17 protein-coding genes are annotated in these 18,841 nt (G+C 65.9%); 12 read left to right on the top strand and 5 right to left on the bottom strand.

What is annotated here, in order from left to right:
- Positions 1–129 precede the first annotated feature (129 nt).
- From ACFTZB_RS17355 to ACFTZB_RS17375, 5 genes are read right to left on the bottom strand one after another with little or no spacing between them, the layout of a single operon-like run.
- Complete coding sequence (locus ACFTZB_RS17355) at positions 130–864, bottom strand: SDR family NAD(P)-dependent oxidoreductase (RefSeq protein WP_378433202.1); 735 nt, start codon at positions 862–864, stop codon at positions 130–132.
- On the bottom strand, positions 864–1,706 hold the full coding sequence (locus tag ACFTZB_RS17360) for an alpha/beta fold hydrolase (RefSeq protein ID WP_378433204.1): 843 nt from the start codon (positions 1,704–1,706) through the stop codon (positions 864–866). Before ACFTZB_RS17360 ends, ACFTZB_RS17355 begins: the two co-directional genes overlap by 1 nt.
- A 47-nt stretch (positions 1,707–1,753) precedes the next feature.
- A complete protein-coding gene (locus ACFTZB_RS17365) occupies positions 1,754–3,658 on the bottom strand; it encodes an NAD(P)-binding domain-containing protein (protein ID WP_378433206.1) in 1,905 nt (634 codons plus the stop codon).
- A gap of 50 nt (positions 3,659–3,708) precedes the next feature.
- Positions 3,709–4,515, bottom strand: a complete 807-nt coding sequence (locus ACFTZB_RS17370) for an alpha/beta fold hydrolase (RefSeq protein WP_378433207.1) — start codon at positions 4,513–4,515, stop codon at positions 3,709–3,711.
- Entirely contained in the window at positions 4,508–5,254 is a 747-nt protein-coding gene (locus ACFTZB_RS17375; protein ID WP_378433209.1) for an ABC transporter ATP-binding protein, read from the bottom strand. The genes ACFTZB_RS17370 and ACFTZB_RS17375 overlap by 8 nt, the downstream gene beginning before the upstream one ends.
- A gap of 472 nt (positions 5,255–5,726) precedes the next feature.
- Here ACFTZB_RS17375 and ACFTZB_RS17380 point away from each other — a divergent pair, with 472 nt between their 5' ends.
- From ACFTZB_RS17380 to ACFTZB_RS17435, 12 genes are all read left to right on the top strand, one after another.
- A complete protein-coding gene (locus tag ACFTZB_RS17380; protein WP_378433211.1) occupies positions 5,727–6,557 on the top strand; it encodes an SDR family NAD(P)-dependent oxidoreductase in 831 nt (276 codons plus the stop codon).
- Between the two features lie 41 nt (positions 6,558–6,598).
- Positions 6,599–7,468: an ABC transporter permease gene (locus ACFTZB_RS17385; RefSeq protein WP_378433213.1), complete on the top strand. Its 870-nt coding sequence runs from the start codon at positions 6,599–6,601 to the stop codon at positions 7,466–7,468.
- 4 nt (positions 7,469–7,472) lie between these two features.
- Positions 7,473–8,288, top strand: coding sequence for an SDR family NAD(P)-dependent oxidoreductase (locus ACFTZB_RS17390; protein WP_378433214.1), 816 nt, complete (start codon positions 7,473–7,475; stop codon positions 8,286–8,288).
- A 124-nt stretch (positions 8,289–8,412) separates the two neighbouring features.
- Positions 8,413–9,315 (top strand): LysR family transcriptional regulator, encoded by a 903-nt coding sequence (locus tag ACFTZB_RS17395; protein ID WP_072937215.1) that lies wholly within the window; start codon positions 8,413–8,415, stop codon positions 9,313–9,315.
- Between the two features lie 162 nt (positions 9,316–9,477).
- Complete coding sequence (locus ACFTZB_RS17400; protein WP_378433215.1) at positions 9,478–11,697, top strand: acetate--CoA ligase family protein; 2,220 nt, start codon at positions 9,478–9,480, stop codon at positions 11,695–11,697.
- Between the two features lie 5 nt (positions 11,698–11,702).
- Positions 11,703–13,259 (top strand): acyl-CoA carboxylase subunit beta, encoded by a 1,557-nt coding sequence (locus ACFTZB_RS17405; RefSeq protein ID WP_378433216.1) that lies wholly within the window; start codon positions 11,703–11,705, stop codon positions 13,257–13,259.
- A gap of 10 nt (positions 13,260–13,269) precedes the next feature.
- Positions 13,270–14,646 (top strand): acetyl/propionyl/methylcrotonyl-CoA carboxylase subunit alpha, encoded by a 1,377-nt coding sequence (locus tag ACFTZB_RS17410; protein WP_378433217.1) that lies wholly within the window; start codon positions 13,270–13,272, stop codon positions 14,644–14,646.
- 1 nt (position 14,647) lies between these two features.
- Positions 14,648–14,869: a biotin/lipoyl-binding carrier protein gene (locus ACFTZB_RS17415; protein WP_378433218.1), complete on the top strand. Its 222-nt coding sequence runs from the start codon at positions 14,648–14,650 to the stop codon at positions 14,867–14,869.
- A 20-nt stretch (positions 14,870–14,889) separates the two neighbouring features.
- Positions 14,890–15,888 (top strand): NADPH:quinone oxidoreductase family protein, encoded by a 999-nt coding sequence (locus ACFTZB_RS17420; protein WP_378433222.1) that lies wholly within the window; start codon positions 14,890–14,892, stop codon positions 15,886–15,888.
- A 144-nt stretch (positions 15,889–16,032) separates the two neighbouring features.
- Positions 16,033–17,079: an ABC transporter substrate-binding protein gene (locus tag ACFTZB_RS17425; RefSeq protein ID WP_378433219.1), complete on the top strand. Its 1,047-nt coding sequence runs from the start codon at positions 16,033–16,035 to the stop codon at positions 17,077–17,079.
- Between the two features lie 8 nt (positions 17,080–17,087).
- Positions 17,088–18,161 carry a phosphotransferase family protein gene (locus ACFTZB_RS17430; protein WP_378433220.1) on the top strand — a complete coding sequence of 358 codons (1,074 nt, stop codon included), beginning with the start codon at positions 17,088–17,090 and terminating at the stop codon, positions 18,159–18,161.
- Positions 18,162–18,841: acyl-CoA dehydrogenase family protein (locus ACFTZB_RS17435; RefSeq protein ID WP_378433221.1), on the top strand; the 680-nt coding region annotated here is incomplete at its 3' end.

An 18,841-nucleotide genomic window follows, 5' to 3' on the forward strand; every position in this document is an offset into this window, starting at 1 on the left:
GTCATCCGCCTGCCTCTCGACGACACTTCCCAGAGTATCGCCGCCGCCCCGGCCGCGGGACCGAGACGATCCGGAATGCGGTCACGCGGCCGTCGAGCAGGCGACAGGTGGCGGTCCGGGCGGCGCCGCCTAACGGCGGATCGAACCTCCGTCGACGACGAGCGTCTGCCCGGTGACGAACGAGGAGCCGGGGGAGAGGAAGAATCGGGTCGGGCCGACGAAGTCCTCGACCGTTGCGGGTCGTTTGATCGCTCGCGTGTTGATGTTGGCCTCTTCACCTGCGGCGATCGCCGTCGAGAGTGGGGTCAGCACCAAACCGGGGGCGATCACGTTGACCGTGATGTTTCTGGCCCCGAGTTCCGCGGCGAGGCTGCGGGCAAAGCCGATCACGCCGGCCTTGGAGGCCGCGTACGCCGCTGCGCTCGCCGGGGCCTTGAAGACCGTCCCGGACGAGAACAGGACGATTCTGCCGCCGTCCGCCACCATGTCGGCGACGCCCTGGACGAAATTGAGTGTTCCGTGAAGGTTGACCAGAAGCACCCGCTCCCACTCGGACTTCGGCATCTCCATGAAGGGGCCGAATGCGCCGATGCCCGCGCAGTGGACGATGCCGTCGATCGTTGCCCGGCCGTTCTCGGTCAGGGACTTGCGAACCGTGTCGACCGTGTCGTCGGTGGTGATGTCGCCCTGGAGGTACGTCACACGAGGGGCAGGCGTTTCCGGCAGATCCCGATCGACGACGGTGATGTCCCACTCGCCCGCCAGATCGCCCGCCAACCCGGCGCCGATTCCGGACGATCCGCCGGTGAGAACGAGCGAACCCACGGTGGACGCGGTCGCGGCAGTGCTGCCCGGGGTCGGCATCAGTTCGTACCGCCGGTGCAGCTGTCGAGGAACTCGCCGATCACGGCCCACGTCTCCTTCGGATGGGTGATGTTCGGGCAGTGCCGGTACGGCAGGACCATGGCCCGGGAATTCCGGAGTTCGGCCTGGAGGTGTTTGCTCCACCCGGCCTCGAGCAGCACGTCCTCGGAGCACTCGAGGAGCAGCACGGGGGTCTGAACGCCGGCGAGTGTGGCGGGGTAGGGATCGGCCGGGCGCTCCTTCCGCAACGCCTCGGGTACCGGCAGATGCGGAGCGCTCATGCACGCGAAGTGACCGGGCGCGACGGCCCACCTGTGCCGGGCGTCCACCTGGTCGGCCCTGCTGGAGAAGTCGTCGCACAGCAGGTCGACGAACGCCTCGATTCCGGCAACCGAACCGTCGAAGTCGCGCAGCTTGCCCATGTCCGGCGCTTTCCAGGGGCCACCGGTGCCACTGAGTGTGGTGACCGAGGCGATCCGGGATCGATAGTCACCGTCGGCCAGCGCCCGCAGACCCACCGATCCACCGAACGAATTTCCGACCAGGTGTACCGGACCGTCGATGCCGAGATGGTCGAGCAAGGCGAAGACGTGCCGGATCCGGAACGCGAACGGTGAGACATCCAGGCGAACGGACTTGGCGGATCCGCCGTAACCGAGAAAGTCCGGGGCGATGACCCGGTACTTCTCCGCGGCCAGGGGCAGGACCTGCCCCCAGGTCACGTCGGCGCTGCCGCCCCACGCGCCGTCGTGCAGGAACACGACGGGGACGCCGTCTTCCGGACCGCCCGTCAGGTAGCGGGTTTCGAGGTTGGCGACAACTGCCGTCGTCTCGGTGATCAAAGTAGCCTCCGGGGAAATGAAGAATGCGGATGATGACGTCGTGCGGGTCAGTGGATGTGGTAGTCCTCGTCGTGCACCGCGCTGGTGCGCTCGAAGTACTGCCGGGCCGGGAGTGGCCACATGATGGTGGACCGCCCGGCGGCGTTCTGATACCAGCTGTGGGTCTTCGACCAGCCCCAGGTGCGCTTGGCGCTCTCCTTGGTGACCTCGTCGGTGTACTCGGTGAACACGTCCGGTCGAAGAGCCATCGAACGGTGGCCGCCCTTGGCCAGCATCTGGACCGCGCTGATGATGTACGCGGCTTGGCACTCGAGGAAGAACACCAGGTTGCCGTGGATGACGGTGTTGGTGTTCGGGCCGTACATGCAGAAGAAGTTGGGGTAGCCGGGCAGCGTGATGCCGAGGTAGGCGCTGGCGTCGATACCCCAGGTCTGGTGCAGGTCCTGTCCGCCGATGCCCGTCACCGTCATGGGGACGAGGAATTCCGAAGCCTTGAAGCCGGTTCCGAACAGGATGATGTCGGCGGGGACGTGCTCGTCACCGATCCAGACACCGTCCTTGTCGATCCGTTGCACGGCCTGGCTGACCAGGCGCACGTTGTCCCGCTTGAGGGTGGCGACCCACGTGCCGTCGTCGCAGATGATTCTCTTCGCGGCGGGCGGGTAGTCGGGCATGATCTGCTCGAGCAGATCGAGTCGGTCGCCGGCCTGTTCGGTGAGGTAGTCGGTCAGCTCGACACGAAGGGCCTCGTTGGCCGCGGACACCGAGACCTCGGTCGGCGGAAAGTCCGGATCGACCGTTGCGGCCGGGAGGTTGCCGATGAGGCGGGGCAGGAAGATGGAGAAACGGTAGTAGGCGCGGTAGTGCTTCAGATTGGTGAGGAGCCAGCGCTCGCCGGGGTCGATCTCCTGCCGGAGCACCGGCGTCGACCGCAACCAGGGGGCACTCCTCTGGAAGATCGTGACGTGCTCCGCTTCCTTCGCGATCGCCGGAGCGAATTGCAGTGCGCTGGCGCCGGTCCCGATCACGACGACGCGTTTGCCGGCGAAATCGACGCCGTGGTCCCATTGTGCGGAGTGCATCACCGGGCCGGTGAAGGTGTCGAGGCCGTCGACGGCGGGGATCATCGGCCGGTTCAGTTGTCCCACAGCGCTGACGACGATCTGAGCCTCGGACGAGCCGGCGACGCCGTCGGACGTGCGGGTGTCGATCGTCCAGGTGCTGGTGCTCTCGTCCCACCGGGTCGCGGTTACTTCGGTGCCGAACGAGATGCGCTCCAGGAGACCGTTCTTCGCCGCAAAGTTGTACAGGTACTCGTGGATGGCCTGCTGGCGGCCGAAGTGCGTGACCCAGTCGTGCGGAACGAACGAGTACGTGTAGATGTGGCTGCGGACGTCGGTCCGGCAATCCGGGTAGCTGTTCTCGTACCACGTGCCACCGACATTCGTGCTCTTCTCGAGGATCGTGAAGGGCACACCTGCCTGCTTCAGTCGAAGTCCGGCAAGGAGACCGGAGAATCCGGCGCCGATGACCACGGCACTCAGGCCGCTGTCGGGAGCGATCTCGTCGAGATTCCACTCCGGCCCGCGAGGATCGCTGTCGTCGGGTGTGAAGGCCACCGCGGCCAGCGCCTGGGCGTCCTCGATGTTCTCGTCCATCAACCAGGTGCACATCGACTCACGCAGGGAATCGTCGGGCAGTGCAGCCCAGTCCCGCTGCGAGAAGAGGTACGGTGCGAGGCGCTTCAGGCAGAAGGCTCTGATCTCCGCGTCGGTCTCGGGTGCGAGTCCACTGGCAGGCAACGTCGCCCGGGTGGGCTTCCATTCCGTACGCAGTATGCCGGCGTCACCCGTGACGTGGGCCGTCAACATCAGGAGCGCGGGCGTGAGGGCCGAATCGAGGTGTGCGCGAAGCGCATCCTCCGTCATCGCGCGATCGAGCGTGAAATCCATGTCGTCTCCGTAGGCAGTATGGGGAACCAGTGTGCACGTGGGCCGAGTGGCTACCAGCAGTCGAGGCCCTCGAGGAAAGGTCGCACCGTGGCGGCGACTTCGCGGGGGTTGTCGAAGGCGGCGAGGTGTCCACCCTTGGCGAAACGCAGTTCGGCACCCGTGATGGACGCTGCGAGCTGTTCGATCACGGCACGAGGGGTGCTTCGGTCGTCGTCGCCGCCGACCACGAGGGTCGGGGGCGGTGAATCGGTGTGAAACGTGCCGACCTCGGTCATGGCGTCGAAATAGGCGCCGATGGTGTTGCCGCCGGCGTTCCGGAACTGTTCGCGAGCTTTCCGAACCAACGGGTCTGCCTCGTTTCGCGATGCGTCGCCGAACCAGCGATGCATGGTCATCTCCTCGGCGTGCTCGAGGCCGTCCGGTGCACGAACCTCCGCCGCGCGGGCCGAAGTTCCGCGAATGGCCTCCTCATCATAGGCGCCCCGGGTGGCCATCAGGATCTGCGCGTCGACCCGGTTCGGGAAGCTGCCCGACACCGCCTGAGCGACCATGCCTCCCAAAGAGATTCCCAGCACCACCGAACTCTCGACGTTCTCGGCGTCCCACATCGCGGCGACGTCCCCGGCAACGAGACCGAGAGTGATGGCAGATCCTCCGCGCGCAGTCATGCCGTGCCCGCGGAAGTCCGGCGCGAGCAGACGGTAGTCGTCTCCGAGGGCCTCGGCCAAAGGCGCATACCAGGATCCGTCCAATGCCAGGGAGTGCAGGCACGTGATCAGGCGTGGCCCTCGGCCGAATTGCTGATAGGCGATGGTGGCGCCATCGGCGGTAGTCGCAGTCTGCAGAGTGTCAGTCATTCTGGTTTTCTTCCATCATCCGCTGTTCGGCAAGATCGACTTCGGCCCGAAGCCGGGCGGACATATCGTGGAAATAGGTTTTGAAGAGATCGGAGGACCTGCGCATCTCCTGATGCCGCGGCCGCTCGAGTTCGATCTTCATGTCGACCACCATGCGGCCCGGCCTGCTGGCCATCAGGATGACGCGGTCGCTGAGCAGGATGGCCTCCTCGAGGTCGTGGGTGACGAAGATGACCGTCGGTCGCTCGGCCTCCCACAGCCGGAGGAACTCCTCCTGCTGGATCGCGCGGGTCTGGGCGTCCAACGCTGCGAACGGCTCATCCATCAGAAGGACGCCGGGGCTCTGGACCAGGGTGCGGGCGATCGCAACGCGCTGGCGCATGCCCTGCGACAGGTGGAGAACATCCGAGTCGGCGAACTCGTGCAGGCGAACACGACGAAGCCATTCCTCGGCGCGCTCGCGTCGTTCCGCCTTGGGAACACCCCGGACCTCCATGCCGAGTTCGACGTTGCTGCGGACCCGTCGCCACGGAAGGAGCGCATCACGCGCAAAGAGGAAGGCCGCATCATTGCTGCCGGGCCGCACCTCCGCTCCGTCGATGCGAACGGTTCCACTGCGCGGCTTCAGGAGGTTGCCGACCATGCCGAGCGCCGTGGTCTTCCCGCAGCCCGACGGACCGACGATGCTGACGAACTCGGACGGCTCGATGCGGAGGTTGAAGTCGTCCAGCACGCGCACCGGTCGATTGCCGTGGAGGAACGCGTGGCGGACATTGTCGAACTCGACCGAGACCCCCTTGGCGGTAGTGGGCCTCGTCGTAGTTTCAGCTGGACCAGTCACAAGATTCTCACTCTCACTGTTCGACCGTAGGGATGAATCGGACACCGTCAATCCGATGATGTGTGTGCGGGGCCGACCGATCGCTGCCTCCCGTGCCGGATGATCTGCTGAATCGGCACAAAATCCGCGGTGGATCCGGACTGCATGACCCTGTGGTGAATATCACCCTATCGGCCCATGAATCGTTGAACACGTCGGCGGCGGTGTCAAGGAAATGTGGGCGGGTCCGCGGCTATCGCCTTGATAGCGATTCAGTCATTGTCCACGGACCCGAATGGCACGACGCTAACTCGAACGCACCTTGCCGGGAACGGCTCCCAGTGCGTCTCGAGCTGCCCACACAGGGTGCGAATCACGAGGAGGACGTCAGGTGACCAGAGAAGCCGCCACCATCAACAAGGTGGGTCAGACCACTTTCGACTTCACGGACCAGGTCGTCATAGTCACGGGCGCTTCCGGAGGCATCGGGTCGGCGCTCGCCGACAAGTTCGCCGAAGCGGGAGCAGATCTGATCCTGCACGGGCGCAACGCCGAAACGCTCCAGACGAGAGTCGAGAGCGTCGAAGCGCTCGGGCGGAAGGCAGCCCTCGTCGCCGGCAACATCCGCGAGCCGAAGACCGCCGAAGATCTCGTCCGGACCGCCCTCGAGCGGTTTGGGAGGATCGACGTCCTGATCAACAATGCCGGCGGCAACTTCGCATCGCGGCTCGAGGACCTGTCGGTCAATGCCTGGAACGCGACGATCGATACCAATCTCAGCGGCGCCTTCCACACGGCCCGCGCATGCCTGCCGGTCTTCGAACGTCAGGGCGGCGGAAACGTCATCAACGTCGGATCCGGATCAGCCAACCACGCACACCCGCTCCGCGGCGCCTACGCGGCCGCAAAAGCGGGGCTCGCCTCGCTGACGAAGACGATGGCCTGGGAATGGGCGGACCGTGGCATCCGGGTCAACTGCGTCGAACCCGGCGCCACTCTGACGCCGGCGTCCCGTTTCGCCTCTCCGGAAACCGAGCAGAAGTTCGGCCGCTACCTCGCACTCGGACGCGTCGGAAGGCCGGAAGAAGTCGCCGATGCGTGCCTGTACCTGTGCTCCGACGCCGCAAGCTTCATCACGGGAACCGTCCTGCAGGTCACCGGCGGCCCCCACACCTCCTCGGCCGCCGACGTCGAGCTCGTCCGAGGACCGCTCGATGCCTGACCGACACAGCCGTCAAGAAGACCCGAAGGGAAGGTCCCGGCATGGAATCCATCACTGAAGCGCCCCGCACGGTCGCACCGATCGGCGGAGTCGCGAACAACGACGACGCGGCGGACATCGACAACGCGATCCTCGTGGAGCGGCGTCGCACCCGGCGCAACGAGAAGCTCCTCGTCTGGTCGCTCCGGGTGGGTGCACTCGCACTGTTCGTCTCCGGCTGGGCGTATGTCTCCGGAAACATGATCGTCGACCCGATGATGATCTCCGCCCCACTCGACGTCGCGCGCGCGTTCATCGACCAGCTGAGCGACGGCGTCTTCTGGACCGACGTGACGGCGACGTTCAGCGGGGCGATGGTCGGACTGGTGACCGGTGCGATCGCCGGCATCCTCGCAGGCGTCGTCTTCGCCCGCGTCCAGGTGCTCCACACCGCGGCCTCGCCATTCCTGACCTTGATGAACAGCCTTCCGCGTCCCGCGTTGGCACCGATCTTCATCCTCTGGTTCGGCCTGGGTTTCGGACCGAAGGCCCTCGTCGCCTTCAGCGTCGTGTTCTTCGTCCTGATGACCAGCACGATGGGTGCGATGAAGAGCATCGACCACGACATCGCTCAGCTGACCAAGTCGCTGGGTATGACGCGGACCCAGCGCTTCTTCAAGATCGAGATTCCCGCGGCTCTGCCTGCCATCGTCGGCGGCCTGAGGCTCGGCGCGGTCTACTCGGTGCTCGGCGCCGTGGTGTCGGAAATGGTCGGCGCCTACACCGGCCTGGGGCAGCGGCTCGTCGTCGTGACCAACAATTTCCAGGTCGCGGAAACCTTCGCGATCCTGATCGCCATGGGATTGCTGTCCATGGTCCTGGACGTCTCGATCTCCGGCCTGCAGAAGCTGGTCACCAAGTGGACGAGGTGAGTCGGTGAAGATCGACGACCCCGATCAGCCACTTCTCGCCGAGACGATCGATCACCACAGCCTGTTCCGGCTGGACGGGAATTCCTACGTCGTCCTCGGCGCAGGCGCCGGGATCGGTGAGCACGTCAGCAGGACGATCGTCGCCCTGGGCGGCCGCGTTCTGTGCGTCGACGTCAATGGTGACGCCGTCGACGCCGTCGCCGGCTCGTTGCGGATGCCGTCGGTGGTCGCGGACGTGACCACCGAAGAGGGCATCGACATCGCGGCGGCCGGTGCCATCGCCGAGTTCGGACAGATCAACGGCTACGTGGACGTCATCGGCCGGATGCATCGCACGCAGATCGCCGACTACGGACTGGCGGAGTGGGATCAGGACTTCCGGGTGAACCTGGCCCACGCCTTTCTGTCGGCGCGCCGGCTGTCCCCGCTGATCGGTCACGGCGCGATCGTCCACGTCTCGAGTGTGATGGGTTCTCACGGCGGTCGAACGGCACCCGGCTACGGCCCCGCCAAGGCGGCACTGGAAGTGTGGTCCAAGGAGTTGGCCGCCGAGCACGGACCCCGCGGCGTTCGCGTCAACGTGGTCGCCCCGGGCCTCTTCCTCTCGCCACGCGTTGCCGCGACCCCGCGAAGCCCGAACGATTCCCGGATCCTGGCCGGACGGCCCATGCTCGGAAGACTCGGTCAGCCCTTCGAGATCGCCGCCACCGTCGCGTTCCTTCTCTCGCCCGCCGCGGGATACATCACGGGTACAACGATTCCCGTCGAGGGCGGCTCCCTGTCGCGGGACTCGACGGGCCTCGACGACCTGTTGAACTGAGCGGCCCGGGTCGGTCCGCTCGGGTTTTCGTGTCGCGTGCAGCGAACAGCGCGACGCTGAGTTCGGAGAGCCCCCGGCGAGCTGTAATGTGGGCCACGTCGCAGAGCAGCACCGAGGGAGACCGATGAGATTCGAGCAGTTGCGATATCTGGAAGCAGCGCTTCGGACCGGATCGTTCCGTCAAGCCGCCAAGGAACTCGACATCTCTCAGCCGACGATCACCAACCAGGTGCAGCGGCTCGAGGAGGACCTCGGCGTCGTGCTCGTGGTTCGCGGTGCCAAGGGAGTTCGACCGACGTATGCGGCCGAACGGATCCTGCCGCACGTGGTCGCCGCCGTTCAGGCCGAACACCTGATGCGCGAGGAGGCCAGCGCCATCGGCGGCCTGAAACTCGGCACGGTCCGCCTGGGCACGGTGCCCGCGGGATCTCAGACAATCCTTCCCGGGGTGGTCAAGCGCCTGTTGAGCGACTTTCCCAATGTGCGCTTCGAGGTGGAGGAAGGCCCGTCGAGAATGGTGAGCCGCGGCGTCCTCAGCGGCCATTTCGACGTGGGTCTGGTGACGCGTCTGGCCGGAATCGATCTGATTCCGGCGGAGCAGGCTCTGCTGCACCACGTCGACTTGATCTCCGGCCGGCTGGTGCTGGCGGTACCGGAAAACCATCGCCTCGCCAGCAAGGACGGCTTCGAGGCCGCCGACCTGGAGGGCGAGCCGCTGATCTTCCCGGCGGAGACCAGCATCCTCCGTACCGCTTTCGAGCAGCTACTCGACGGAATCGAAGCCAGGATCGTCTACGCCACCAACAACGCCGAAGCGTCGCAGAACATGGTGCGCGCCGGCGTCGGGATCTGCATGGCGAACACACTTCTCAGCTCGACGGTGAGCGGCAACGGCGTCGCACTCGTGCCCCTCCCGTTCGAGTGGGCCCATGCCCGCATCTCCGCGATCGTGCGGAACGACGAAGCGCGGACGTCGGCGGTGCAGGCCTTCCTGGGCCTGTTGCGGGAATCTGCCAAGAATTACTGACGGCGTCGTCGATCGGGACACGTCGGCTGAGACCCGATAGCGCACCCGTATCACCCCGCCAACGCTGCGGACCTTCCCAAGCCGTGTGCGGCTGACCACACTGAAACACGTGCCGAGCGAGCGAGATCGCCGCCGGATCCGACGTTCAGTGAGGAACTTCAGGTGTCAGTCGATACAGCACAGCCATGCACCCGGGACGCAGTCGCCGAACTCATTTCCGTTGCACGGGAGAGAGAATCGGCGATGTTCACGGAGGCGGAAGGTAAATCCCTGCTCTCCGCCTTCGGGATCGACACCCCCCGGGGCATCGAAATTGCTGTCGGCCAAATGATTTCCGACGACATTCGCGAGCCGTTGGTCGTCAAGGCCATCTCGTCCACGCTCGTCCACAAGTCCGACGCCGGCGGCGTCCGGGTGGGGGTGCGCCGCGACGAGATCGACGAGGTCGCTGCACGGATGGGCGAGCGGCTCGCCGCCGCCGGGCACCGCTTGGACGGCCTCCTCGTCGAGGAAATGGTGCCGTCCGGTCACGAAGTGATCGTCGGAGCAGTCCGGGCTCCGGGGCTGGGCTGGACCGTCATGGTGGGCCTCGGCGGCGTACTGGTCGAGGTCTTCGAAGATGTGGCGTTCGGTCTCGCACCGCTCGCGAACGAACAAATCCTCGACATGCTGCACGAACTGCGTGGCATGAAGGTGCTCGACGGAGCCCGCGGTGGGGAGAAGGCAGACATTCCTGCCTTGGTGACACTGATCTCGCGACTCGCCGGGCCGAACGGTCTGCTGCAGTCGCTGCCGGACGACGTGATCGAGATCGACCTGAACCCGGTCATCGTTTCCGGAACACGCGCAGTGGCCGTGGACGCACGTTTCGTCGTCGGTCCGGTGGAAGACACCGGATCGGCACCCGGCGACAGCGATGACGGCCGGGCCACCGATTTCACGCCGCTGTTTCATCCGCGCAGGATCGCCGTCCTCGGCGCGAGCGGTCAGCGGCCGAATCTCGCGAACCGGTTCATCCGGAACATTCTGAGCGGCGGGTTCGACGGCACCATCGTGCCGATACACCCGACCGCGGACAGCATCGAAGGACTTCCCACGGCGCGGTCGCTGGCCGAGGTCGATCAACCGATCGACTACGCGTTCGTGGCGCTGCCTGCGACCCGTGTCAGCGAGGCGCTGAGCCGAGGCGCCGGCCGAGTTCGGTTTGCCCAGGTGATCTCCAGCGGCTTCGGTGAGGTCGAGGAAGGAAAAGATCTCGAGGCGACCCTGGTCCAGACCGTCCGCGACGCGGGCATTCGGCTGATCGGCCCGAACTGCCTGGGCACACACGCCTCGGCCGGTCGACTCTCGTTCGTGCCCGAAGCTCCCCTGACACCGGGGACGACGGCTGTGGTCTCGCAGAGCGGCGGGCTGAGTGTCGACATCCTGCGCGTCGGATCGTTGCGCGGCATCGACTTTCACAGCGTGGTCAGCATCGGGAACGGCGCAGACGTCACCGCTGCAGAGCTCGTCGAATCCGCCCTCCGGAACGACGAGGTCCGTGTCATCGGCGTGTACCTCGAGTCACTGGCGGCGGCACGAGAGGTGCTCGACGTGCTGACCCGCGCCGAAATGCGCAAGCCGGTAGTGCTTCTCGCCGGTGGCCGAACCAGCGAAGGCTCGCGGGCGGCGACCAGTCACACCGGTGCCCTCGCGGGAAATCACCGACTGTGGCCCGCGATCGCGCGGCAGGCCGGAATGACACTCGTCGATTCACTCGAGGACTTCGCGACGGCCCTGCACGCCCTGTCCACCCTCGACCTCACGGTCAAGCCGAACGGTCGCGATGCTGTTCTGTTCGGCAACGGCGGCGGCGCGAGCGTCCTCGGCGCCGACGCACTCGAGCGGCAGGGGCTGGCGACACCGCCGCTCGCCGATTCCGTGGTCGAGGAACTGGACGGCCTGGGCCTGCCGCCGGGCAACGGACTGCGCAACCCGATCGACGTGCCCGCGGGGACGCTCGCCGTCAAGAACGGTGCGATCGCGAAGGACGTTCTCGCGGTGGTGCTAGCCGGCAGTGAGCCGGCAGTGCTGATCTCCCACCTCAATGTGGGCATCATCCAGCGCAACCTCGGTGAAACGCACGGCGACGTGACCGGCACCGTCATCGACTCGATCGCAGGCGCCCGCGACGAAGCCACGTCGAACACCCACCAGCTTCTCGTGCTCAAGACCGACGGCAGCGCAGACACGGAGGCATTGATCACGACGTACGCGCACCGCGCCCGCACACGCGGAATCCCGGTCTTTCCGGCCTTCGAGGACGCGGCCCTCGCCGCACGGGCGGTTCTCGAGCAGGGACAGCGGACATACCAGGCGTCACGCGACGCAGACGGAAGGTAGTAGAGATGTCACAGGACACAGTGATGGCCGAACCCACGCTCAGCCGCGAGCAGGAGCACGAAGAACGCCGCGCGGCCGCGCTGGCGATGGGTGGCCCGAAGAAGCTGGAGCAGCGGCGCGCCGAGGGCATACTCAACGCCCGCGAGAGGATTGCGTTGATGCTCGACCCCGGAACCTTCCGGGAAAGCGGGTTGTTCACGACCTCGGCCGTCGATGCCGATCGCGACAAGACACCCGCGGACGGCAAGGTGACCGGAACCGGTGAGGTCGACGGCCGGCGCGCAGCCGTCATCGCCTACGACTTCACCGTCAAGGGGTCGTCGAGCAGTCCGGTGAGCAACAAGAAGATGTCCCATTTCAAGGAACTCGTCGTTCAGGTCGGGATGCCGCTGGTCTACCTGTCGGAGTCCACCGGGGTCCGGATGCCGGACGCGATGGGCGGGACCGGAATGGGCGCCGCCAACAGCAAGAAGCGGTTTCTCCGGCAACGCGAAAGCCCGTGGGCATCTGCCGCATTCGGGTACTGCTTCGGATCGGCCGCGTGGCACACCGTGTCCGCGGATTTCGCGGTCTTCCGCAAGGGGAGTGTCCTGGCGGTGTCGAGCCCCGGACTGGTCAGCCGCGCCACCGGGCAGCAAGTCGACGCCCAGGAGCTCGGAGGCTGGAAGGTCCATGCCGAGGTCACCGGCTACGCCGATGCCGTCGCCGACACCGACGAGGAAGCGATCGAACTGATCCGCCGGTTCCTCTCGTACCTGCCTTCGCACAACGGAGAGACACCGCCGGTCGCGCCGATCCCGACCGGATCCGGTGAGCGCGCGGCCGAACTCAACGACATCGTTCCCCAGGCCCGCACGCAGACCTATGACGTGCGCAAGGTCATCGAGATCGTCGCCGACACCGGTTCGGTGTTCCCGATCAAGGCGCGTTACGGCAAGAGTCTGGACACCTCGCTGGTCCGGATCGGTGGACAGAGCGTCGGCATCATCGCCAACAACCCGATGTTCAAGGGCGGGGCGCTCGACGGTCCGGCATGCGACAAGGCGACCAGCTTCCTGGTTCTCTGCGACTCCTACAACATTCCCGTCGTGTTCCTCGTCGACCAGCCGGGATTCCTGATCGGGTTGGAAGCCGAGCGGAACAAGATCGCAGGCAAGGTCATCAACTGGATGAACGCCTTGTCCCTGGTGACCGTGCCGAAGATCGCTGTCACGCTTCGCAAGAACTACGGCCAGGCCTACATCAACATGGGCGGCGGACTGACCGCCGACACGACGGCAGGCTGGTGGTCCACGGAGGTGAGCTTCATGGATCCCACGTCCGCGGTGTCGGTCGTCCACGGAGTCGACGCGGAATCCGACCCGGAACTCTATGCTCAGCGCCTCGCCGAGATGGCCAAGGGGACTACCGCGTACGACGTGGCACGCGTCTTCGGCGTCGAACAGGTCATCGATCCCGCCGAGACCCGTGACTTCATCCTCGGTGCGCTGAAAGACCACTACCGAGCCCGCACCAACGGCATCGGCGAGCACCTGCTGCGCGCCTGGCCGACGAGTTACTGAGGACGATGTGATGAACTCATATCCAGATTGCCTGCTGGTCGCGAATCGCGGCGAGATCGCCCGGCGAATCATCTCGACCGCCAACACGCTCGGTGTCCGCACAGTCGCGGTCTACCACAAGGTCGATGCGGACCTGCCCTACATCGGCGAGGCCGACCAGGCCGTTCAGCTCGAGGGCGACACGCCGGTGCAGGCGTACCTCGATGGCGCCCAGATCGTGCGAATCGCACAGCAAGCCGGTGCGACCGCCGTGCACCCGGGCTACGGATTCCTGGCAGAGAACGCCGACTTCGCCCGGCTGGTAACCCAGTCCGGACTGACGTGGGTCGGCCCGAGCGCCGAGGTCATCGAGGTCATGGGTGACAAGGTCGAGTCCCGCCGCGTGGTGGCTGCAGCCGGTGTGCCGATCAGCGGTGACGTCGGCGCGGCGCTCGAGACGGGCGACGAAGCCGTCGCGGAGGCAGGGCGTCTCGGATACCCGGTGATGGTGAAGGCCTCCGCCGGCGGCGGCGGAATCGGCATGGCCGTTGCTCACGACGAAGAAGGCCTGCGCAAGGCGTTCGAGAACACCAAATCGATGGCGGCGCGGAGCTTCGGTTCCGATCGGGTCTTCGTCGAACGGTATGTGTCGTCCGCGCGGCACGTCGAGATCCAGATCCTCGGTCTGGAGGACGGTTCGATCGTCGCTCTGGGAGAACGGGACTGCTCGACGCAACGACGTCACCAGAAACTGATCGAGGAGAGCCCGGCCCCGCACCTGGATCCGGCCCTGAGGAACCGCCTCGTCGAGAGTTCGATCGCGGCCGCTCGGGCCGTGGGCTATCGGAATGCGGGTACGGTGGAATTCCTGCTCGACGCCGTCACCGGCGACTTCGTGTTCCTCGAGATGAACACCCGCATCCAGGTCGAGCACCCGATCACCGAACTCACTCACGGTGTCGATCTGGTCGAGCAGCAGCTGAGCATCGCGGTGTCGGGCACCACCACACCGGGTTTCGCCCCCGTCTCGCGCGGTCACGCGATCGAGTTACGGATCTGCGCGGAAGACCCCAAGAGGTTCTTCCCACGCCCGGGGCCGATCGACGTGTGGCAGGAGCCGACCGGGCCCGGTATCCGGGTCGACTCGGGCTATACGGCGGGCACCGAGGTGACGCCGCACTTCGACTCGTTGCTGGCCAAGGTGTGCGCGTTCGGCGCGACCCGTGAGGAGGCGCGCGCCCGCGCCCTCGCGGCCTGCAGGGAGTTCGTGATCGAGGGGCTCGTCACCAACAAGCCCTTCCTCGAACAGGTGCTCGGCTCGGAGGAGTTCACGAGCGGGCGCTACGACACCGGTGTGGTCGAGAAGATCCAACGGAGACAGAAGAACTTGGCCGGAAGGAGTGCGTGAGATGTCGGAGACGATTCAGTCGGATATGGGTGCCAACGTGTGGAAGATCCTCGTCGCACCGGGTGACCGGGTGGAGGAGGAGGCGACGTTGATGATTCTCGAAGCCATGAAGATGGAGATCCCGATCCTCGCCGAAGATGCAGGCACGGTCGTGGCAGTCCACGTCGCCGAGGGCGACAGCGTCGCGTCCGGTCAGCCCCTCGTCGAATTCGAGACGGCATGAACACATCGATTCCCCGCCGCATGAAATCGTGGTCGGTCACGCAACTCGGCGAACCGATCGACGTCGTCCACCTCGTCGAAGGTGATGTTCCCGAACCCGGTGCAGGGCAGGTCCTCGTGCGGGTCCTGGCGGGCGCAGCCAACTTCCCGGACGTGCTGATGTGCCGTGGCAAGTACCAGGTGCGCCCCGACCTGCCCTTCACCCCCGGACGTGAAGTCTGCGGCGAGGTCGTCGCGGTCGGGCCGGACGTCGTGCGGGCAGCGGTCGGCGACCGGGTGCTGGGCCTGACCACCCTTCCCTACGGCGGATTCGCCGAGTACGCCCTGATGGACCAGAGCACGACCCATCCGGCGCCGGCCTCACTCGACGACGCGCAGGCCTCCTGCCTGTTCATCGGGTATCAGACCGGCTGGTTCGGACTCCATCGGCTGGCCAGGATCCGGGAGGGGGAGACCCTCCTGGTTCACGCGGCCGCCGGCGGTGTCGGCAGCGCGGCCATCCAGCTCGGCAAGGCCGCCGGTGCCCGGGTCGTCGGTGTCGTGGGCGGCGAGGAGAAGGCCGCCTACGCCAGGCAACTCGGTGCCGATGTCGTCGTCGACCGCAGGCAGGAGGACTTCGTCGGGGTCGTCAAGGAATTCACCGAAGGCAGAGGCGCCGACGTCGTCTACGACCCGGTGGGAGGCGACGTCTACCACCGTTCGACCAAATGCATTGCGTTCGAGGGTCGGATTCTGGTCGTCGGCTTCGCGGGCGGCGAGATCCAGACCGCGGCGCTCAACCACGCACTGGTCAAGAACTACTCGATCCTGGGGATTCACTGGGGGCTCTACAACACGAAGAATCCCGGCGCGGTCGATCGATGCCACCAGGAACTGTGCACGCTGGCAGACTCCGGAGCCATCGATCCCTTCGTCAGCCAACGGGTCTCGATGGACGCAGTGCCTGCGGCCCTGCAGAGCCTGGGGGACGGAAAGACCGTCGGCCGAGTGGTGATGGAGCACACCGGGATCGGCCGGTAGCCAGTTTGCGGACACCGGGGGCAGCACATCGTCAGGCCACCAGGCATGCACTGATCACTAGGAGTACGAATGTTTGGGTCGAAGCAAGGTGACTCGCCCTTCGGAGAACTGCGGGCATTGGACAGCACCATCTCGAGAAGGTCGATGTTGAAGTATCTCGGTCTCGGCACGGCGGCGGTCGGCGCCACCTCGTTGCTCGCGGCCTGCGGGGGCGGGCCGGGCGCCGGTGCCTCGGGCCGGGCCGCCAAGTTCACCATCGGATCGTTTCCGGGTGACACGTTTCTCCTCGATGCGGTGAATCTTGCCAACGACGACTTCGCCAGGAACAACCTCGACGTTCCGAAGTTCATCACCCCGCAGAGCGGTGTGCAGGCGCTACAGCTCGTCTCCGCGGGCGCTGTCGACGGCTACAGCTCCGACACCCTGCTGCTGATGGGTGCTCACGCCAACAGCACCCAGGGCAAGCGACCGGTCATCATCGGTCTGAAGAACGTGTCCACCACGTACGGGATCGTCGTCGGCCCGAACGGCAATTGGCCCGGCGAAGACGCGACGTTCGAAGAGAAGATGCAGTCGCTGAAAGGCAAGTCGATCGGGGTGAGCGCCATCGGCGCGGGCGGTGATCTGCAACTGGACCTCGCTCTCGAGCTGGCCGGTATGCAATCCTCCGACGTCACCCATCTGGCGGTCGGCCCGTCTGCCTCGGCGATCCCGAACATGAAGGCCGGGCGACTCGACGGCTACGTCTCGGTCCAATGGAGTTCGGGGCTGTTCATCGCCCGGGAGACGGGCGGATCGGTGCTGCTCGACTTCGGCAGGCCGTCGATGCCCGAGACGTTGCGCAATCAGGCCGTGGTCTGCATTTCCACCAGCGAAAGTTTTGCCGAGGAGCACGAGGACGTGCTGAAGAACTGGCTTCGAGCACAGTCGGAGGGCAGCGAATGGATGCTCTCCCACAAGGACGAAGCAGCGGAAATCCTGAACTCCGGCACCTTCGACGGCAACGCACCCGAAATCGCCAAGGCCTACATCGAGCACTACGCGCAGGATGTGGCGCCGAAATTGCAACCGATGTTCAAGGCGCCCAAGGATCAGGTCGACCACATGATCGACCTTGCCGTCCGCTTCGGAAACGCGAAGGAAGGCGCTATCAGTTACGAGCAGATAGTCCCCGCCTTCGCACGGGCGTGAGGTCTCACATGGAGTACACACGAACAGGTGCCGCCCCGACGCGTCCCCAATCCCCGCCCGGGCTGGATCTCGATCGAATCACCGACTGGCTGGCCGGGGAGCGACCGGGCCTGGTGGCGGGGGAACTGTCGGCCCGCCTGATCGAGGGTGGGAAGTCGAATCTGACCTACGACCTCACCGATGGTGAAAACCAGTGGATCGTGCGCCGTGCGCCCCTGGGCGAGGTGATGGCGACGGCTCACGACATGCGCCGGGAGTACCGAATGGCCGGCGCACTTCGAACCACCGACGTCCCGGTGCCGGCGATGATCGCCTACTGCGACGACAAGGACGTTCTCGGCACCGACTTCTACCTCATGGAGCGGATCGAGGGCGTGCCCTATCGGTACGCCGACGAGCTCAGGCCACTCGGTGCCGCTCGAACCCGGGCCATCTCCGTCGAGCTGGTGCGCACACTGGCAACGCTGCACCGGGTAGAACCGCGAGACGTGGGCCTGAACGACTTCGGTCGTCCCGAAGGCTTCCTGGGACGGCAGGTGACACGCTGGAAGACGCAGCTGGACGCGTCCTACACCCGCGATCTCCCCGGCGCCGACGAGCTCTACACGGCACTCGTCGCGGCCGTCCCCACGACGTCGGCCGCGGGCATCGTCCACGGTGATTTCCGCCTGGACAACGTGCTCGTCGGCGCCGACGACATGCCTGCCGCGGTCATCGACTGGGAGCTGGCGACGCTGGGCGACCCGCTTCTGGACCTGGCCCTGATGCTCACCTATCAGCGGCGAGCGAAGATCGTGGCCGAACGGGAGACGACGGAACCGGCCAAGTACGACGCGACGCTGGCACCCGGCTACCTCACCGAGAAACAGATCATCGAACACTACGAAACCGAGAGCGGCCGTGAACTGGAGGGATTCGGCTTCCACCTCGGTCTGGCCTGCTTCAAGCTCGCCGCGATCTCCGAGGGCGTCCGGTATCGGCACATCAATCGTCAAACCGTGGGTGCGGGTTTCGAAGACAGTGGCAGCACTGTGCCGTTGCTGCTCGAACTCGGGCTCGACTCACTGAAGGAGCACAAATAGATGGAATTCTCGACAGACGCCCGGACCGACGAGTTGCGCAAGGAACTCGTCGACTTCATGTACGGGCACGTCTACCCGGCCGAGGCGGCGTACCTGGATGAGCTGGACGGCCTCGGGAACCGCTTCGCGTGGTCGGAGTCGCCGATCCTGCAGAAGCTGAGAGCCGAGGCACGCAGCCGTGGGCTGTGGAACCTCTTCCTCCCCGGGGCCGAGGGGGCCGGGCTGACGAACGTGCAGTACGCACCGCTCGCCGAGATCACCGGCCGCAGCAAACTCCTCGCTCCCGCGGCGCTGAACTGTTCGGCCCCCGACACCGGCAACATGGAACTGCTGTCGATGTTCGGCACCGAGCAGCAGAAGAAGGAGTGGCTCACCCCGTTGCTCGAGGCCGAGATCCGTTCGGCCTTCGCCATGACCGAGCCAGACGTCGCGTCGTCGGACGCCACCAACATCTCCACCAGTATCGTTCGCGACGGCGGCGACTACGTGATCAACGGCCGCAAGTGGTACATCAGCGGGGCGATGAATCCCAACGCCGAGATCCTGATCGTGATGGGCAAGACGGATCCGTCGGCCGACCGGCACCGCCAGCAGAGCATGATCCTGGTACCGCGGGACACCCCCGGCGTCCACATCACGCGCGCGATGAAAGTCCTGGGCTACGACGACCATCACAGCGG

Origin of the sequence: Rhodococcus sp. NPDC057014, from assembly GCF_042673295.1 — a bacterium.
Taxonomy (GTDB): domain Bacteria; phylum Actinomycetota; class Actinomycetes; order Mycobacteriales; family Mycobacteriaceae; genus Rhodococcus_F.